The 16,805-nt window shown below is 36.1% G+C and carries 14 protein-coding genes; 8 read left to right on the top strand and 6 right to left on the bottom strand.

The window, feature by feature from the left end:
* Positions 1–107 precede the first annotated feature (107 nt).
* From leuB to BCF58_RS11210, 4 genes are all read right to left on the bottom strand, one after another.
* A complete protein-coding gene (gene leuB / locus BCF58_RS11225; RefSeq protein ID WP_121461865.1) occupies positions 108–1,232 on the bottom strand; it encodes a 3-isopropylmalate dehydrogenase in 1,125 nt (374 codons plus the stop codon).
* Positions 1,213–1,821 carry a 3-isopropylmalate dehydratase small subunit gene (leuD, locus tag BCF58_RS11220; RefSeq protein WP_121461864.1) on the bottom strand — a complete coding sequence of 203 codons (609 nt, stop codon included), beginning with the start codon at positions 1,819–1,821 and terminating at the stop codon, positions 1,213–1,215. Before leuD ends, leuB begins: the two co-directional genes overlap by 20 nt.
* A 103-nt stretch (positions 1,822–1,924) precedes the next feature.
* Positions 1,925–3,307, bottom strand: coding sequence for a 3-isopropylmalate dehydratase large subunit (gene leuC / locus BCF58_RS11215; RefSeq protein WP_121461863.1), 1,383 nt, complete (start codon positions 3,305–3,307; stop codon positions 1,925–1,927).
* A 17-nt stretch (positions 3,308–3,324) separates the two neighbouring features.
* Positions 3,325–4,488, bottom strand: a complete 1,164-nt coding sequence (locus BCF58_RS11210) for a 2-isopropylmalate synthase (RefSeq protein WP_121461862.1) — start codon at positions 4,486–4,488, stop codon at positions 3,325–3,327.
* Positions 4,489–4,635: 147 nt separating this feature from the next.
* Between BCF58_RS11210 and BCF58_RS11205 the strand changes: the two genes are divergently transcribed.
* The 8 genes from BCF58_RS11205 (at position 4,636) to BCF58_RS11170 (ending at position 12,779) form a co-directional block, all read left to right on the top strand.
* Positions 4,636–6,180, top strand: coding sequence for a hypothetical protein (locus tag BCF58_RS11205; protein WP_121461861.1), 1,545 nt, complete (start codon positions 4,636–4,638; stop codon positions 6,178–6,180).
* Between the two features lie 122 nt (positions 6,181–6,302).
* Positions 6,303–8,222, top strand: a complete 1,920-nt coding sequence (gene thrS, locus BCF58_RS11200; RefSeq protein WP_121461860.1) for a threonine--tRNA ligase — start codon at positions 6,303–6,305, stop codon at positions 8,220–8,222.
* Positions 8,223–8,398: 176 nt separating this feature from the next.
* Positions 8,399–8,899 (top strand): translation initiation factor IF-3, encoded by a 501-nt coding sequence (gene infC / locus BCF58_RS11195; protein WP_185144837.1) that lies wholly within the window; start codon positions 8,399–8,401, stop codon positions 8,897–8,899.
* Between the two features lie 162 nt (positions 8,900–9,061).
* The gene (locus BCF58_RS11190) at positions 9,062–9,883 is read left to right on the top strand and encodes an alpha/beta fold hydrolase (RefSeq protein ID WP_121461858.1); all 822 of its coding nucleotides are present in this window, start codon (positions 9,062–9,064) and stop codon (positions 9,881–9,883) included.
* 186 nt (positions 9,884–10,069) lie between these two features.
* On the top strand, positions 10,070–10,636 hold the full coding sequence (locus BCF58_RS11185) for a hypothetical protein (RefSeq protein ID WP_121461857.1): 567 nt from the start codon (positions 10,070–10,072) through the stop codon (positions 10,634–10,636).
* Positions 10,637–10,822: 186 nt separating this feature from the next.
* The gene (gene rpmI / locus BCF58_RS11180) at positions 10,823–11,020 is read left to right on the top strand and encodes a 50S ribosomal protein L35 (RefSeq protein WP_121462052.1); all 198 of its coding nucleotides are present in this window, start codon (positions 10,823–10,825) and stop codon (positions 11,018–11,020) included.
* Positions 11,021–11,142: 122 nt separating this feature from the next.
* A complete protein-coding gene (gene rplT / locus BCF58_RS11175) occupies positions 11,143–11,487 on the top strand; it encodes a 50S ribosomal protein L20 (RefSeq protein ID WP_002979659.1) in 345 nt (114 codons plus the stop codon).
* 116 nt (positions 11,488–11,603) lie between these two features.
* On the top strand, positions 11,604–12,779 hold the full coding sequence (locus BCF58_RS11170) for a M28 family peptidase (RefSeq protein WP_121461856.1): 1,176 nt from the start codon (positions 11,604–11,606) through the stop codon (positions 12,777–12,779).
* Between the two features lie 66 nt (positions 12,780–12,845).
* On the opposite strand, the gene BCF58_RS11165 is transcribed toward BCF58_RS11170, so the two are convergent.
* Positions 12,846–13,334, bottom strand: coding sequence for a hypothetical protein (locus BCF58_RS11165; RefSeq protein WP_121461855.1), 489 nt, complete (start codon positions 13,332–13,334; stop codon positions 12,846–12,848).
* 6 nt (positions 13,335–13,340) lie between these two features.
* On the bottom strand, positions 13,341–16,802 hold the full coding sequence (locus tag BCF58_RS11160; RefSeq protein WP_121461854.1) for a DUF6443 domain-containing protein: 3,462 nt from the start codon (positions 16,800–16,802) through the stop codon (positions 13,341–13,343).
* Positions 16,803–16,805: the final 3 nt, after the last annotated feature.

Raw genomic sequence — 16,805 nt, 5'->3', positions numbered from 1 at the left:
TAATAAAATGTATATTACTTAACAGAAATGAATTTTGCCTTGCGGGTAAATTTTTATGGACTTTAAAAATTAACATTGAATTGCGAAACAAAACTTATTATTAGTTCTTATACGATTGTAGATTTCCCAAGCTTTACATTTTCAAAATTGTAATACGACTTTTCAGAATATCTGATATAATCAGCAATAAAACTACCTACTTCACTTGTAGAATAGTGCAGGTCTGCATTAAGATCAACCGTTACATATTTATTTTCAATTGCATGTTCTACGGATTCTTTTAATTTATGGGCAGCATGCTCCAAATGAAGATAATCAAGCATCATTGCTGTACTTAGGATAGAAGCAATCGGATTTGCAATTCCCTTCCCTTTTGCCTGAGGGTAAGACCCGTGAATGGGTTCGAATAAAGCATTGCTTTCACCAATGGAAGCGGAAGGCAACAGGCCTATGGAGCCGCCTATTACACTTGCTTCATCAGAAATAATGTCTCCAAACATATTTTCAGTGACAATAACATCAAATTGTTTTGGATTAAGGATCAGTTGCATCGCTGCATTATCCACAAACATAAAATCTAGGGTAACATCCGGGTATTCTGCTGAAATTTCCTGACATATTTTTCTCCATAATCTTGAAGTGTCAAGAACGTTTGCCTTATCAACTAACGTTAATTTTTTTCTGCGTTTTTGAGCTTCGCGAAATGCCATATGAACAATGGGGATAATCTCTTCCCTGCTATATTTGCAGTTATCATAAGCATATTGCCCTTCTTCATCAGTATATTTTTCCCCAAAATATATTCCGCTCACCAATTCCCTGAAAATCTGGATATCAGTTCCTTCAATAATTTCTCTTTTTAATGGACTTTTTTCAATTAAAGATGGATATGTTTTAAGAGGTCTGATATTGGCAAAAAGGCCAAGCTCTTTACGAAGCCTCAACAATCCCTGCTCAGGCCTTACTTTGGCATCAGGATTATTATCAAAAGCAGGATCTCCAATGGCTCCAAAAAGCACCGCATCCGATTCTTTGCAAATCTTCAATGTTTCATCGGGTAAAGGGTTTCCTGTTTTATAAATAGCTTCAGCACCCATCAATCCGTAGCTGTACTCGAATTGATATCCAAAAGATTCTGATATGGCATCCAGGATTTTAATGCTTTCATTAATGACTTCCGGACCAATTCCATCCCCGGGAAGAACGGCTAGTTTAAAATAATTTTTGTTCATACTCTTTTTGTGTTTTTAGTTCAAAATTTTGTATTGCCTGCTTTTTACTGATTAAAAAATCGATATCATCATATCCATTCATCAGGCATATTTTTTTATAAGAATCGAGTTCAAAATTTTCGGATTTTCCATTGAAACTGATGCTTTGCTGTTCCACATCCACTACAATTTCACTTTCAGGACTGTTGGTAACACCCTCTAGGATTTCTTTTAAAAATCCTTCAGAAACTTTTACCGGCAATAATCCGTTATTCAAAGCATTCCCTTTAAATATATCGGCGAAAAAACTTGAAACTACTACTTTAAAACCATAATCCGTCAAAGACCATGCCGCATGTTCACGGCTGCTGCCACATCCGAAGTTATTGCCTGCAACCAGAATTTCACCGCTGTATTTCGGATTATTCAAAACAAAATCAGGGTTAGGCTCATTGGTGTGGACATGGTATCTCCAATCCCTGAAAAGATTATTTCCAAATCCCTTTTTATCAATACTTTTTAGAAATCTGGCCGGAATAATTTGGTCCGTATCTATATTTTCAACGGGCAAAGGGATGGCTCGGGATTTTATAATGATTAATTTTTGCATTCTTTAGAATATTATTAATGTGAATGGTGAATTTTACTTCGTAAGTCAATGCTGAATTATGGAATTGTAAAAATTGACATTTGACCATTGACTATTCATCGTTTTAATTTTCAAAAACTGAAATCCGGCCTTCAATAGCAACTTTTGCAGCCGTTAAAGGACTAGCCAGAATAGTTCTTGCACCCTGCCCTTGTCTCCCTTCAAAATTCCTGTTGGAAGTGGAGACGCAATATTCTCCTTCAGGGATTTTATCATCATTCATGGCTAAACAGGCTGAACATCCCGGCTGCCTGATCTGGAAGCCCGCTTCATGGAAAATTTTATCCAGGCCCTCTTCATATATCTGCTTTACTACCTGTTGAGAACCTGGAACAATCAAAGCATGGACATGTTCCGATTTGCTTTTTCCTTTAATATACTGAGCGGCAGAACGAAAATCTTCAATTCTGGCATTCGTACAACTTCCTATGAAAACATAATTGACAGGGATATCAGAAAGCGCCTGGCCTGCTTTTAATCCCATATATTGTAAGGCTTTTTTTTCAGAATCGCTTTGTGGCTCCGGAATATTTTCATGAATTGAAATCCCCATCCCGGGATTGGTTCCGTAGGTAATCATTGGGGAAATTTCGTAAGCATCAAAAGAAAATTCCTTATCAAAAACGGCTTCTTCATCAGTTCTCAGGGTTTTCCAATATTCCACCTTTTCTTCCCATTCCTTTCCTTTCGGAGCAAAAGCCCTTCCCTTAACGTAATTGAATGTGGTTTCATCCGGAGCAATCATGCCTCCTCTCGCTCCCATTTCAATGCTCATATTGCAGACCGTCATCCTTCCTTCCATTGACATTTCTTCGAAAACATTTCCTGCATATTCACAGAAATACCCCGTTCCGCCATCTGTTCCTATTTTGGAAATGATATAGAGAATGACATCTTTAGGCTGAACATTTCTGTTCAGAGTACCATTGACGGTAATCCGCATTGATTTTGGCTTATTCAACAGCAGGCATTGACTTGCAAAAACCTGTGCTACCTGACTTGTTCCGATTCCGAAAGCAATGGCTCCGAAAGCACCATGTGTGGAAGTATGACTGTCTCCGCAAACTATACTCATTCCCGGTTGTGTAAATCCTAGTTCCGGAGCAATGATATGAACTATTCCCTGGTATTGATGCCCCAATCCGAAAAGTTCAATATTGTTTTTCCTGCAGTTCTCTGTTAGCTGTTCTACTTGATTTCTGGAAGATATATCGCGAATAGGTTGGTCCTGATCCCAAGTAGGAACATTATGATCTGCCGTTGCAACAATCTGTTTGGGTCTGAAAATTTCAAGATTTCTGGATTCCAGTTCGGCAAAAGCTTGTGGGCTGGTTACCTCATGGATCAGGTGTTTATCTATGTATATAATTTGCGGGCCGTCCGGAATGTCCTCCACAACATGGGCGTCCCAGACTTTATCAAAAAGTGTCTTTTTATCGTTGCTCATTTAGATGTATATTAAATCTATCCTATTTTTCTGGTTACTTTTTCAATGATTGCACTTAAATCATCATTATTAACTTCCTTCTTCATATCGGCAACCTTTAGAAATTCCCGGTACAAAAAGTCCAGTTCATTTTTGGTGACATCAAAACCTATATGCTTGAATCTATAGGCCAATGCAGAACGGCCGCTTCTTGCCGTAAGAACAATAGTTGAAGCGTTCACGCCTACTTCTTCAGGATCTATGATTTCATAAGTTTCCCTGTTTTTGATTACTCCATCCTGATGAATTCCCGAACTATGAGCAAAAGCATTGGCTCCGACAATGGCTTTATTGGGCTGAACAGGCATTCCCATGAGATCAGAAACCAAAACACTCATGGAATTGAGCATTTTGGAGTTGATATCAGTATATAATTGCAAGTGATTGTGCTGTTTGATAACCATTACAACTTCTTCCAAAGCGGTGTTCCCCGCCCTTTCTCCAAGCCCGTTAATCGTGCATTCAATTTGTCTGGCTCCATTCATCACACCGGAAATAGAGTTTGCAGTAGCTAATCCAAGATCATTATGGCAGTGACATGATAAGACGGCTTTATCTATCCCGGTAACATTTTCCTTTAAATAACTGATTTTTTCACCATATTCTTCAGGAAGGCAATAGCCTGTGGTATCAGGAATATTTAGAACTGTTGCCCCGGCTTTAATAACCGCTTCGCAAACTTTTGCCAGATAATCATTATCGGTTCTTCCTGCATCCTCAGCATAAAATTCCACATCATCTACAAAAGTTTTCGCATATTTTACCGCCTGAACAGCCCGTTCAATAATGTCTTCCCTATTGGAATTGAATTTATATTTAATATGAGAATCAGAAGTTCCGATTCCTGTATGGATTCTTGGCCTTTTTGCAAATCGTAAGGCTTCTGCAGCAACATCAATATCTTTTTGATTAGCCCTTGTCAGACCACAAACTTTAGCATTTCTTATTAATTTTGAAATTTCCGAAACGGAATGAAAATCTCCCGGACTTGAAATCGGGAAACCTGCTTCAATAACATCTACACCCAGTTCATCAAGTTTTTCAGCAATAATCAGTTTTTGTTCCGTATCCAACTTACAACCCGGGACCTGCTCTCCATCTCTCAATGTAGTATCAAAAATTTCAATCTTTTCGGAATTCATAATAAAGTTTTTACTTAATTTTGATTCAAAACTAGAGAGTTGAATTCTTTTTCAATTTTCATTTTCTCTAAAAATTACAATATTCAATATATTGGGAATTTATTTTATTTAATTGATAATCAGTTTTTTAAATTTTAAAAATTTACAATGGCAGAATTGCAGAAAGATTTTTTATTTGTATTGATCAAATCATTAACGACTTCCGAAAAGCGGCAATTCAAGCTCTATGTAAATCGGCTCGGAATTAATGCGGATGCTAAATTTCTCCTTCTTTTTTCAGAAATGGATAAGATGAAGGAATACGATGAAAGTATTATTCTGGATAAGAAAATTTCAACCAAACAGCAGTTATCTAATCTTAAAGCCCACCTTTACAAACAGATCCTGGTGAGCTTAAGACTGAACCCTATTCATCAGAATTACCGGATTCAATTAAGGGAACAACTGGATTTTGCCAATATTCTATATCAGAAAGGACTTTACAAACAAGCACTGAAAATTTTGGATAAGACCAAACAAACAGCTTTGGAATTAGACGAAAAAAGTATTGCTTCAGAAATCATTAATCTGGAAAAAGTGATTGAATCGCAGTTTATCACAAGAAGTATTGAAGGACGTGCCGAAGAACTGATCAAACAATCCAGGGAAATCAGTAAGCAAAATCATTACGCCACGGAGCTTTCCAATCTTTCATTGAAATTATACAGTGAAATGCTGACTCACGGCTATGTAAAAAATAATGAAGACCGGTCGGAAGTGATGGGTATTTTCAATGCACAGATCAAAAACATTCAGTTTGAGAAACTGAATTTTACGGAAAAGCTGTGGTATTTTAAAGCACATGTATGGAAAAATCAGCTTTTGCAGGAATATAAATATACTCTTAAATATGCCTATCAGTGGGTGGATTTATTCTATAAAAATCCGGATATGATCATCAGTCACCCGGTATGGTATATTAAAGGCAATACATATCTGCTGAAAATCCTTTTTCTATACGGAAATATTGATATTCTGGAGGAGAGTTTTGAGAAGTTTAACCAAACCGTCAGTGCATCAAGCTTTGCTCAAAATGAGAATGCACAATCACTTGTTTTTCTGACCTATTACAATACTTTAATGAATATTCACTTCGTAAAAGGTGAATTCTTTCCCGGGACAAAGCTCATTCCTGAAATTGAGCTTAAAATGGAAAGGTTCAGGGATAAAATTGATGAACACCATTTCATGATTCTTTACCTGAAAATGGCAGCCATGCTTTTTGGAAGTAAAAAATTCCATGAGTCTATCAGATATTCCATGAAAGTGATAGAATCCAAAGGAAATGTGCAGGAAGATTTACTCTTTCATACAAGGATTCTGATCCTTATGGCCCAATATGAATCAGGAATTGATGAAGATTATGATGATTTTATCAAAGCCACCCTGAAGTTTGCCAAAAAGATGAAAAAGCCTGATGACTTCCATTTTGAAAGCATAGCATTTTTCAAAAAGCTGAATGATATGACCCCGGATAAACAAATGAAATTATTTAAGGAATTTGATAAAAAGCTGGAGGTCTTTTCCGGAAATGAGTATTACAGACGTTCATTATTGTATATAGATATTCATGGCTGGGTACAATCTAAGGTGAAGAGTGTAGACGTTATTGAAATCATCAAAGAAAAAGTAAAGTACAAAAGGAAGGCGTAATATCTTCTTCAAAGCAGCTTAATTATTTACATTTGAGGATTAATCTTATTTATACAACGCATTGATATAGTTTTTTAACTAAAAAATACGTATTTTTGCCTCTTAAAATTTCTTAGTAAACAATGATAAAAATTACACTTCCAGACAGTAGTGTCCGAGAATTCGAAGCAGGAGTTACTCCGCTAGATGTGGCAAAATCTATAAGCGAGGGATTGGCTAGAAATACCATTTCCGCAGTTGTAAACGACAAACAAGTTGAGACGACCACGCCTATAACCACGGATTCTACGGTACAGTTGTTGACATGGAATGATGATCTTGGAAAGAAAGCCTTCTGGCATTCTTCTGCCCACTTGTTGGCGCAGGCTATCCTTGAATTTTATCCTAATGCTAAGTTGACAATCGGTCCGGCCATTGAAAGCGGATTCTATTATGATGTAGACTTTGGAGACGAAAGCTTGTCTGAAAAGGACTTCGAGAAAATTGAAAAGAAAGTATTGGAAAATGCTAAAAAAGGCTCCACTTTCTCTCTGTACCCTGTTTCTAAAGAAGAAGCATTGAAAGTATATGCCGATAACCCTTACAAAGTTGAGCTGATCTCTAATCTTAATGACGGAGAAATCACTTTTGTAACCCACGATGATTTCACCGATCTTTGTCGTGGTGGACACATTCCGAACACCAGTATTGTAAAAGCTGTTAAGATTTTAAATGCAGCCGGAGCCTATTGGAGAGGAAATGAAAAAAATCCGCAATTAACAAGAGTGTATGGTATTTCTTTCCCTAAACAGAAAGACCTTACTGAATATCTTGAAAGATTGGAAGAAGCCAAAAGAAGAGATCACAGGAAGCTAGGTAAAGAATTAGGAATCTTTGCATTCTCTGAAAAAGTAGGTGCCGGTTTACCGCTTTGGTTACCAAAAGGTACAGCTTTAAGAAGGAAATTAGAGAACTTCCTTTCTGCAGCTCAGAAAAAAGGAGGTTATGAATTCGTCATGTCACCACATATTGGCGCCAAAGAACTATATGTGACTTCAGGACACTGGGACAAATATGGAGCAGACAGCTTCCAGCCGATCAAAACTCCGAATGAAGGAGAAGAATTCATGCTGAAGCCGATGAACTGTCCTCACCACTGTGAAATCTATAAAACGTCACAATGGAGCTACAGAGATTTACCAAAAAGATATGCGGAATTCGGAACTGTATACAGATATGAGCAAAGCGGTGAGCTTCACGGATTAACAAGAGTTCGTGGATTTACTCAGGATGATGCGCATTTATTCTGTACCCCGGACCAGCTTTTAGGAGAATTTGAAGCGGTAATCGATCTTGTATTATACGTTTTCAGATCTTTAGGTTTTGAAGATTTTGTGACCCAGGTTTCATTGAGAGATCCTGATAACAGGGAAAAATATATCGGTTCTGATGAGAACTGGGAAAAAGCAGAAAACGCGATCATTACAGCAGCTAAAAACAAAAATTTGACTACTGTTATTGAATATGGTGAGGCTGCATTCTACGGTCCTAAGTTAGATTTTATGGTGAAAGATGCCTTGGGAAGAAAGTGGCAGCTTGGAACCATTCAGGTAGACTACAACCTGCCGGAAAGATTTGATCTTCACTATATCGGAAATGATAATGAGAAGCACAGACCGGTAATGATTCACAGAGCACCATTCGGTTCTATGGAGCGTTTTATCGCCATTTTGCTGGAGAATACTGCAGGTGATTTCCCATTGTGGTTGAGCCCTGATCAGTTTATCATTCTCCCAATCAGTGAAAAATATGTAGATTATGCTAAAAAAGTTTCACAATTTTTAGAAAATCACGATATTAGCGGTCAGATTGATGACAGAAACGAGAAAACAGGGAAAAAGATCCGTGATGCGGAATTAAATAAGATTCCATTCATGTTAGTTGTAGGAGAAAATGAAGAAAAAGATGGTACGATTTCTGTAAGAAGACGTGGTGAAGGAGATCTTGGAGTAATGAATATGGAGGATTTCGTTTCTTATTTCAAGAAAGAGGCAGCCATTTAATTATTAAAAGATTAAAGGATTTAAAAAATTAAAAAATTACTCCATGTAAAAATCCTTTTAATCATTTAATTTTTGAATATTTAATAAATTAGAATTAACCAATAAAATATAATACAATAGCACAAAGATTTAACAACAGGGGCCCACAAAGACGTCCGGTACAAGAGGACGCACACTTGATCAACGATAAAATTCGTGTGAGAGAACTTCGTTTAGTGGGCGATAACGTAGAGCCGGGAATTTATCCGATTGATAAGGCAAGACAACTTGCTACAGAACAGGAATTGGATCTTGTAGTAATTTCCGACAAGGCTGAACCGTTTATTGCTAGGATATTGGACTATAAAAAGTTCTTATACGAGCAAAAGAAAAAGCAGAAGGAGCTTAAAGCTAAACAGGTAAAGGTGGTTGTAAAAGAGATCCGTTTCGGACCTCAGACAGATGATCACGATTATGAGTTTAAAAAGAAGCATGCTGAAAAATTCCTTGAAGAAGGTTCAAAACTGAAAACCTACGTATTTTTCAAAGGACGTTCAATCATCTTCAAAGATCAAGGTGAGATTTTACTTTTAAAATTGGCTCAGGAGCTGGAGCATGTTGGAAAAGTGGATCAGTTGCCTAAACTGGAAGGTAAAAGAATGATCATGATGATGAGCCCTAAAAAAGCTGTAAAATAGTTTAAATTTCTATTTAAACTTTATAATATAAACCTCAAAGTAATTTGAGGTTTTATTTTATAGTTAAGGATTAAATAATTATTAAAATATAACCTATGGTAAGATTCAGAATAAGGTTTAGTCCTACATTTGTTATATAATTAATCATTAAAAATATTAGCTATGAGTACACTACAATTAAAAGACGGAACAGAAATCTATTACAAAGACTGGGGAAAAGGACAACCTGTATTTTTCCATCACGGATGGCCTTTATCCAGTGATGATTGGGATGCCCAGATGGTATTCTTTTTAGAACAGGGGTATAGGGTGATTGCTCATGACAGAAGAGGACACGGGAGATCTGCCCAAACAGCAGAAGGTCATAATATGGATACGTATGCTTCCGATGTTGCTGAAATAGTAGAAGCATTAGATTTGAAAGATGTTATTCACGTGGGCCATTCTACAGGAGGAGGTGAAGTGATCCGATATGTTGCCCAACATGGTAAAGGAAGGGTTTCTAAAGCTGTTCTGGTAAGTGCCGTAACACCCATTATGATTAAGAATGATAGCAATCCTGATGGTATTCCAATGTCTGTTTTTGACGAAATCCGACATTATACCGCAACCCAAAGGCAGCAATACTTTATAGATTTCACTATTCCGTTTTACGGATATAACAGAGAAGGATCCCAAGAGTCGGAAGGAATCCGAAGAAACTGGTGGAGACAGGGCATGATGGGTGCTATTAAAGCTCATTATGATTGTATCAAAGCTTTCTCTGAAACAGATTTCACGGAAGACCTTAAAAGTGTAGATATTCCGGTATTAGTGATGCATGGTGAGGATGATCAGATCGTCCCGTTTGAGACTACAGGAAAAGTAGCTGCTACCCTACTCAAAAACGGAAAATTAATTTCTTATCCAGGTTTCCCACATGGAATGCCCACTACGGAAGCTGAGACGATCAATAAAGACCTTTTGGCATTTTTTCAATCATAAATACATTTTTCAATATCATATTAAAGCCATAGTTTAAACTATGGCTTTGTATTTTTAATACACCATACAGTGTATTAATATTTGCTTTAATAAGCTATTATCACTGAATTTTTATATACTTGATAAATCTCATATTAGTGATTTTATTGTAAATAATTATTATTTTTGTGCTGTTAAAAAAATAATATGAAAATAAAAAGATTGACTTTTTTAAGTCTTTCGGTGCTTCTAGCATCTTGTGCTCAGGATGATACTCTTGACAATGTAAGGGTAGAAAATGAAAAAATGCAGACAACTGCTGATGGAAATAATACATCCCGTTTTTTAGATCTCACACGCTATACGCTTTTAAAGGAAACCACTAATCACCCTCAGACATTAAGTGCAGGACAGTCAATCAGCATGGAATACAACGGAAGTACTTACCGGTTTATCATGCAGGCGGACAACAACCTGGTTCTATACAGAGAAAGACCGGGACTTACGAATGTATTGTGGCATTCCAATACCTACAGAAGCACAGGTACCCCATCACTTATTGTACAAAACGATGGAAATATGGTTATCTATAGCGATGGAAACCCTCTTTGGAGCTCTAATACTGCTGTTAATTATTATGTAGCCAACCCGCATGTCAAGCTGCAGCTTTTCTCAAGATCAGGTGCAGCTATTCCTACAGGATTCAGAATTAAAGTTATTTTAGGTGGAAATAATGAAGAAAGAAACGATATCATTGTTGAAGACTTCTTATAAAAAAGATTTTTAATATACAGCCGCCTCTTACCAGAGGCGGCTTTTTTAATAGTATACATTCAATAAAAATAGCAGACAATAAAAATTCGGATTGATTTTTTTTGTATCTTTGCACACTATTATTCCTAAATGTCTTTAGGAGTAACCAAGACAGATATTGATAACAAAACAATAAAAAGCAAAACAATGCCAAAATTAAAAACGAAATCAGGTGCTAAAAAGCGTTTTGCTCTTACCGGATCTGGTAAGATCAAAAGAAAAAATGCTTACAAAAGCCACATCTTAACTAAGAAAGAAACTAAGCAGAAGAGAAATCTTACTACTACTTCTTACGTAGCTAAAGTGGACGAGAAAAGTGTTCAACGTCAATTAACCATTAAGTAGTTTTTATAAATCTATAATTCGGTTTATAAGAATTCAAACAAATTCAAAATTTTAACCCTGAAATGGAGCACCTAAGTGCAATGAAACAGTTTGCCGCACATTTCAAAAAAACAATTTAAATTATGCCAAGATCAGTAAATGCCGTAGCTTCAAGAGCTCGCAGAAAGAAAATTTTTAAGCACGCTAAAGGTTATTTCGGAAGAAGAAAGAACGTTTGGACAGTAGCTAAAAACGCGGTAGAAAAAGCAATGCAATATGCTTACCGTGGTAGAAAAGAGAAAAAGAGAAACTTCAGAGCACTTTGGATCACTCGTATCAACGCGGGAACCAGAGAGCACGGAATGTCTTACTCTCAGTTTATGGGGGCTCTTAAAAAGAACAACATTGAGCTTAACAGAAAAGTTTTAGCAGATTTAGCAATGAATCACCCTGAAGCTTTCAAAGCAGTTGTAGATCAAGTAAAATAATGTAGAATTTTTTGTTATCAATATAATCCCGGGTTTCTTTGCCCGGGATTTTTTTATTACTACATTTGCCCTAAATTATTGTCAAAAACATAAAGAATTACTAAATATTATATCAAGTGAAAAAAATTGCCGCTCTTCTACTCTTTTCTTTCGGGGCTTATAGTTTACAGGCCCAAACTTTTATTCAGGCGTATCAAAACAGATCCAACAAGGTAACTCAGACGAATATTACAACGCTATTGCAGGAGTTTGGATATTTGGGGATTAAAACAACGGGTTCAGCCAATAATACGGCTGCATTGAACTGGCTTAAAAATAAATATATTTCTTATGGCTATACCGCAAGCCAGATGGTGGAAGATCCTTTTACCATCGGGAGCAGTACCAACTCTAAAAATCTTATCATTACCAAAACAGGAACTGTATATCCCGATAAGTATGTTATTATTTGTGGACATTATGATACCATTAACGGACCTGGAGTAAGTGATAACGGAAGTGGAACAGCTATTCTTTTGGAAGCAGCCAGAATTTTAAAGGATATCCCTACAGAATATTCCATCAAGTTTATTCACTTTTCCGGAGAAGAACAAGGTCTATATGGAAGCAGCCACTATGTAAATAATGTAGCATATATCAATGGGGTTCGTCAGCTGGACATCAAATTGGTTTTTAATATTGACCAGGTTGGTGGAGCGTTGGGAAATACTAACAATACTATTTATTGTGATGAGGACCAAGGAAGCCCAACAAGCAATAATGCGGCCTCCCAAGCGGTAACCCAACAGCTTGCAACCTGTACTACGCTATATTCACCGCTTCAGACAGCTATTGACCCTGCTTATGCCTCAGATTATATGCCATTTGAAGATAAAGGAGAAGTTATTACAGGTTTCTATGAATATACAAGAAGCTATAATGAGCATACTGCTAATGATACTTTTGCCAATATTGATCCGGTATATGTATTCAATGTAGGAAAAGCAGCTGTAGGCGCACTTCAGCATTTTGCCGTGGCTTCTACTTCTATTTTAGCTACTGATGAAAAAACATTGGATAAAATAGAATCTGTAAAAGTTTATCCAAATCCTGCAAAAGATATATTACACATCGAGTTTCCTAATGATGTGAAAAATTTCAAAGTAGAAGTAACGGATATGAATGGCCGTCTGATCATAAATAAAGAAAACGAAACCAAGCTGAATGTTTCCGGATTGTCAAGAGGAGCTTATCTGGTTACTTTGAAGTCTGGCGAACAGAAAGCTGTGAGAAAAATTTTGATTGAGAAATAAACAATTTAGAATATTCATTAAAAAGCCACTATAGTTTATAGTGGCTTTTTAATTATCCCAGAATGATTATAAACTCATAAAATATTCTAAAGAGTTTAAATAATCACTATCTATTGTAAGTATTCTTATTTTATCATATTCAAATTTTTCTTCGTTAAGATATTGAGCTTTAACACTCAGCATATTAAGTTTAAAAGATTTTATATTGACATTTTGAATTTTACCTATTATGGAATATGTAGGACTATCTAAAGTTAATTCAATTAGCTTAGACTGATTATCTTTAAAGTAATCTATAGTATCCTTAATATTTTTAAAATTTCTATAATAATTATTTATATTATACTTACTTATTTTATGTTCTAATATCTTTTTCATCATATGATCTTCATCTAGTTTCATATTTTGAATATACTTTTTATTAATAAAGCATACTCCATCTAACACATAGTCAACAGGATTTTGAATTATGATTAACAAATCATCATTTTCATAGAGTTTTACACCACTAATTATGTCGGTAAAACGACTAATTTTTATATTTAATATTTCCATAATAATTTATTTTCTTCTATATGGTCTTCTGTCATCACCTTTTTCACCTCCTTTATCTCGGCCTTTCCTAGTTTGTCCCTTTTGATGTGTTCCTTTTTTGCTAGGTCTTGCTCCTTTTTTATGCTCTGCCTCTTCACCCCATTTTTGAGATCCTTTTCTTTTCCTTGCAAAGTTATCCATTCGCTTTTCCAATGGAATAGTTGCGTCAAGAGGTCTTACAATTCCACTATCATCAGGTTTATATGTATCAAATGATTCTTGTGAATCAATAGAAACATTTCCTTTATCTAGATCAGAATTAATAATTACATAAATTACACTTCCAGCAAAAATTACAGGAATCAATATATCATCTGCAACTCCAACACCTGTTACATCATCTGCTAATAAGGTGGCTTCAGCCGCAGTAGCTGTTTCTAGAACTACTGCATTTGAAGGCCACGTTATAGAAGGAAAATAACTTAATATAGATGGCGAATTTACTGCAGGCAAGACTCCAGTTAAAGAAGAGCTTGGTAACATTAATTGAAAAGCCGCCGAATAATTGAAAGAAGACTTTTTAGTTCCAGTTAGTAATACCTCTTCTATCTGCATTTCTTTTTCTCCATTAGGAAGTAAGTTAATGTTTGTTATACCTTTTGGACAAGTAGGACAATCTCCAATCATTCCTGTAGGGTCATTATAAAAAATAGGATTGTTATAACTATAATGATAAGGACTAAATCGAGATTGTAGTTCTGCCAATGGATCTAACACTCCCCATCTCCCGATATCTGGCATATACATCCTCGCTCCATAATCATACATCCCCGTCTCCTGAAGCTCTTTTCCGTTATATTTATAGTTGTACAAACTAGCCGTTCCAAAAACCGCTTGTTCTTCTCTAGGAATATTCATTCCAAAAGGATAATAATCATTTTGATCTGTAATTATAGGATCTCCATCCTTATTACGAAAACTTACCCTCACATTTCCTAAATGGTCCTTATACTGGTAAATATACTCATTTTTTGCAAAATCATAAAACCCTTCTGCTGTGGGAACAAACTGTAGTTCTGTATCCGGGCTGAGATTTATTTCTTTCATAAAAGCTTCCTGCTCATAAGCATAATCCAGCGCATTAAAATCACTTTTATACACTCCCTGAGTGGTCAGATAATGGAAACCGTCCAAATATTCCGTCACAGTGGCAAAATAGGTCCCGTCCTGCGGATAAGAAATATTGTATATCTTTCTAAGCTTAGTACCGTCTGCTCTGTATGTATGATATATTTTTTTATTATTGTCAGCAGTAGTGATAACATTCGGCAGGTTTTGATAATTATACCCAATAGCACTAATATTTTTATCCATCATACTGGTCATATTACCATTAACATCATAGTCTATGAAATTTCCGCCTCCCTCATATCCTGTAGGATTCTGAGATTCATCTATTATTAAATTCAGTTTATTAGCATGATACTCATAATTCAGATAATCTATAAGCTCTGTGGAACTCCCGTTTAAACTTTTTGCTTTTCTTTCTAAATGAACAATATTACCATTAAGGTCATAGTCTATTTTCTCATCATTAAAATGAGTTTCAGGAACAGAAGCATCTGGGTTTGAAAAGATAGCTTCTTTAAGCCTGTTCAAAGAATCGTAATTGTATGAATACCGTTTAAAAACATCCGTATTAGAAACCCTCCAGCTTACCTCTGAAATATTTCCATTATATCTGGGAGAAGCAAGAGAAGTATTCTCAGGATTATTATATTTTATTTCATATCCAAACAACGCCCCGTTTAAATTACCTGGATCATTGATCTTAGTCATCCAGCCTCTGATGTTGTAAGCATAATCTATACTCTGAAGATTGTTTCCTACTTGTTTATTGATTAGTTGAGACAATTCATTGTATGTATTATCTGCCAATAATTCCTGAGGCAGGCTGTCTACCTGATGGTAATGTTTTTTAAGCCTGTTTTGGCTGTCATACTCAAATGTTTCGGTAATGACTTTTTCAGCATCGGTACTTAACCTTTTGTGGTAGGTTTTGGTTTGCTGTACAGCTCCTGCCAAATCCAAATCAGATTCTGTTTTGGTATAGCCTCCTAAATAATTAATGGAATGCGTTCCAATGGTTCTTCCTTTGGTATCATAATAATTATAATTCTTGGTCCAGTTATTATCTTCGATGTTCTTTACAAAAGTCATCACAGGAAGACTCTTGGTGCTTTTTCCTGTTGAGGCCGGATTATCCGTTAAAGTCTGCTTTCCGTAAATGGTTGCCGGGAAACTTGGGTTGAAGCTGTAGGCAGGATAAGTGTCATAGTAATTTAACGATAATAAAGTCACCCATTTGGTAGAATTGGGATAGGTAATATCAGGATTGTCGTAGTACACATCCATTCCCTGTCTGTTGAAGAATACATAATTGATCCTGTTCAGATTATTGGAACCTAGCCCATCTACTTCATTCTGTTCCGAAATTCTTGATGAGCCTATAGAAATACCCGTGATAGCTACCCTGCCAAATTGATCATATTTGGTATATAGCCATAGCCCATTTTCTCTTAGTTTTGCATCCTGAGTAGCTACCAGGCGGTCTTGTTTATCATACAGTAGATATTCCCATCCTTTTCCGGGAAGCTTCTTTTCTACCAATCGGTTTTTACTATCATATTTATAACGATAACAAAAATTATCCAAAACAGTTTGATCAATAGTTCCAATAGAAGCTAATGGCGGAATAACATAGGCTAGCTGGCTATATTCATTGTAAACATAATACGTATCGGCATTCTCTGTTGCACTGATCACCTTTCTTACTAAAAGTGTTTGTCCTCCGCCGTTTTTAAATTCAATCGTTTTATTACCGTCTTCATCTGTTATGCTATTTTTATACAATTGTCCTATGGGGAAGTTTTCCGATTGTTGAATAGTGGAAATATAAACCTTATCCGTAGCATTCCAGGTGGTTACCGTCTCATACCGTTTTATATTATCATTTTCAATATTGGTCCCATACTCAAAATTGACAGGTTTATTAGTCCACTCGTTTCCTACCTGAATCTGTTGTAAAGGCCTGTCTAATGGTGAGTTTTCCAATATTTTCTCAGCATAGATTTTTTCACCTCCATAAATTGTTGAAGCATTTCCCAGTGGTGAAGTATAAATAGCTCCATTTTGCGTTCCTGATTGTGGAACGGGAAGGTAGTCTTTGACCTGTCTTCCGAATCCGTCATATTCAACATGAGACACTACATCCTTTCCTTGAGGAGAAGCTTTAACGTTCACTATTTGCTTAGGTCTTCCCAATCCGTCAAAATATTGGATGGTTTCTGAGGTTTTTGGAGTTCCTGCTGTCGGATCTGATAAATAGGTTTTCGTGTATACATAATTTTCGGTACTGCTTGGAGTGGTCTGGGCATGAGCTAAGCCAGCTACCAATAAAGCACCTATCGGGATGATTATTTTTTTCATATC

The sequence above is a fragment of the Chryseobacterium defluvii genome (assembly GCF_003634775.1).
GTDB classification, from domain to species: Bacteria; Bacteroidota; Bacteroidia; order Flavobacteriales; family Weeksellaceae; genus Chryseobacterium; species Chryseobacterium defluvii.
This window is presented reverse-complemented; position numbering and strand designations above follow the sequence as displayed.

Excerpts from the sequence above, each read along its gene's own strand:
- leuB (WP_121461865.1), bottom strand. The coding sequence starts at position 1,232 with ATGAACAAAAATTATTTTAAACTAGCCGTTCTTCCCGGGGATGGAATT.
- leuD (WP_121461864.1), bottom strand. The coding sequence starts at position 1,821 with ATGCAAAAATTAATCATTATAAAATCCCGAGCCATCCCTTTGCCCGTT.
- leuC (WP_121461863.1), bottom strand. The coding sequence starts at position 3,307 with ATGAGCAACGATAAAAAGACACTTTTTGATAAAGTCTGGGACGCCCAT.
- BCF58_RS11210 (WP_121461862.1), bottom strand. The coding sequence starts at position 4,488 with ATGAATTCCGAAAAGATTGAAATTTTTGATACTACATTGAGAGATGGA.
- BCF58_RS11205 (WP_121461861.1), top strand. The coding sequence starts at position 4,636 with ATGGCAGAATTGCAGAAAGATTTTTTATTTGTATTGATCAAATCATTA.
- thrS (WP_121461860.1), top strand. The coding sequence starts at position 6,303 with ATGATAAAAATTACACTTCCAGACAGTAGTGTCCGAGAATTCGAAGCA.
- BCF58_RS11190 (WP_121461858.1), top strand. The coding sequence starts at position 9,062 with ATGAGTACACTACAATTAAAAGACGGAACAGAAATCTATTACAAAGAC.
- BCF58_RS11185 (WP_121461857.1), top strand. The coding sequence starts at position 10,070 with ATGAAAATAAAAAGATTGACTTTTTTAAGTCTTTCGGTGCTTCTAGCA.
- rpmI (WP_121462052.1), top strand. The coding sequence starts at position 10,823 with ATGCCAAAATTAAAAACGAAATCAGGTGCTAAAAAGCGTTTTGCTCTT.
- rplT (WP_002979659.1), top strand. The coding sequence starts at position 11,143 with ATGCCAAGATCAGTAAATGCCGTAGCTTCAAGAGCTCGCAGAAAGAAA.
- BCF58_RS11165 (WP_121461855.1), bottom strand. The coding sequence starts at position 13,334 with ATGGAAATATTAAATATAAAAATTAGTCGTTTTACCGACATAATTAGT.
- BCF58_RS11160 (WP_121461854.1), bottom strand. The coding sequence starts at position 16,802 with ATGAAAAAAATAATCATCCCGATAGGTGCTTTATTGGTAGCTGGCTTA.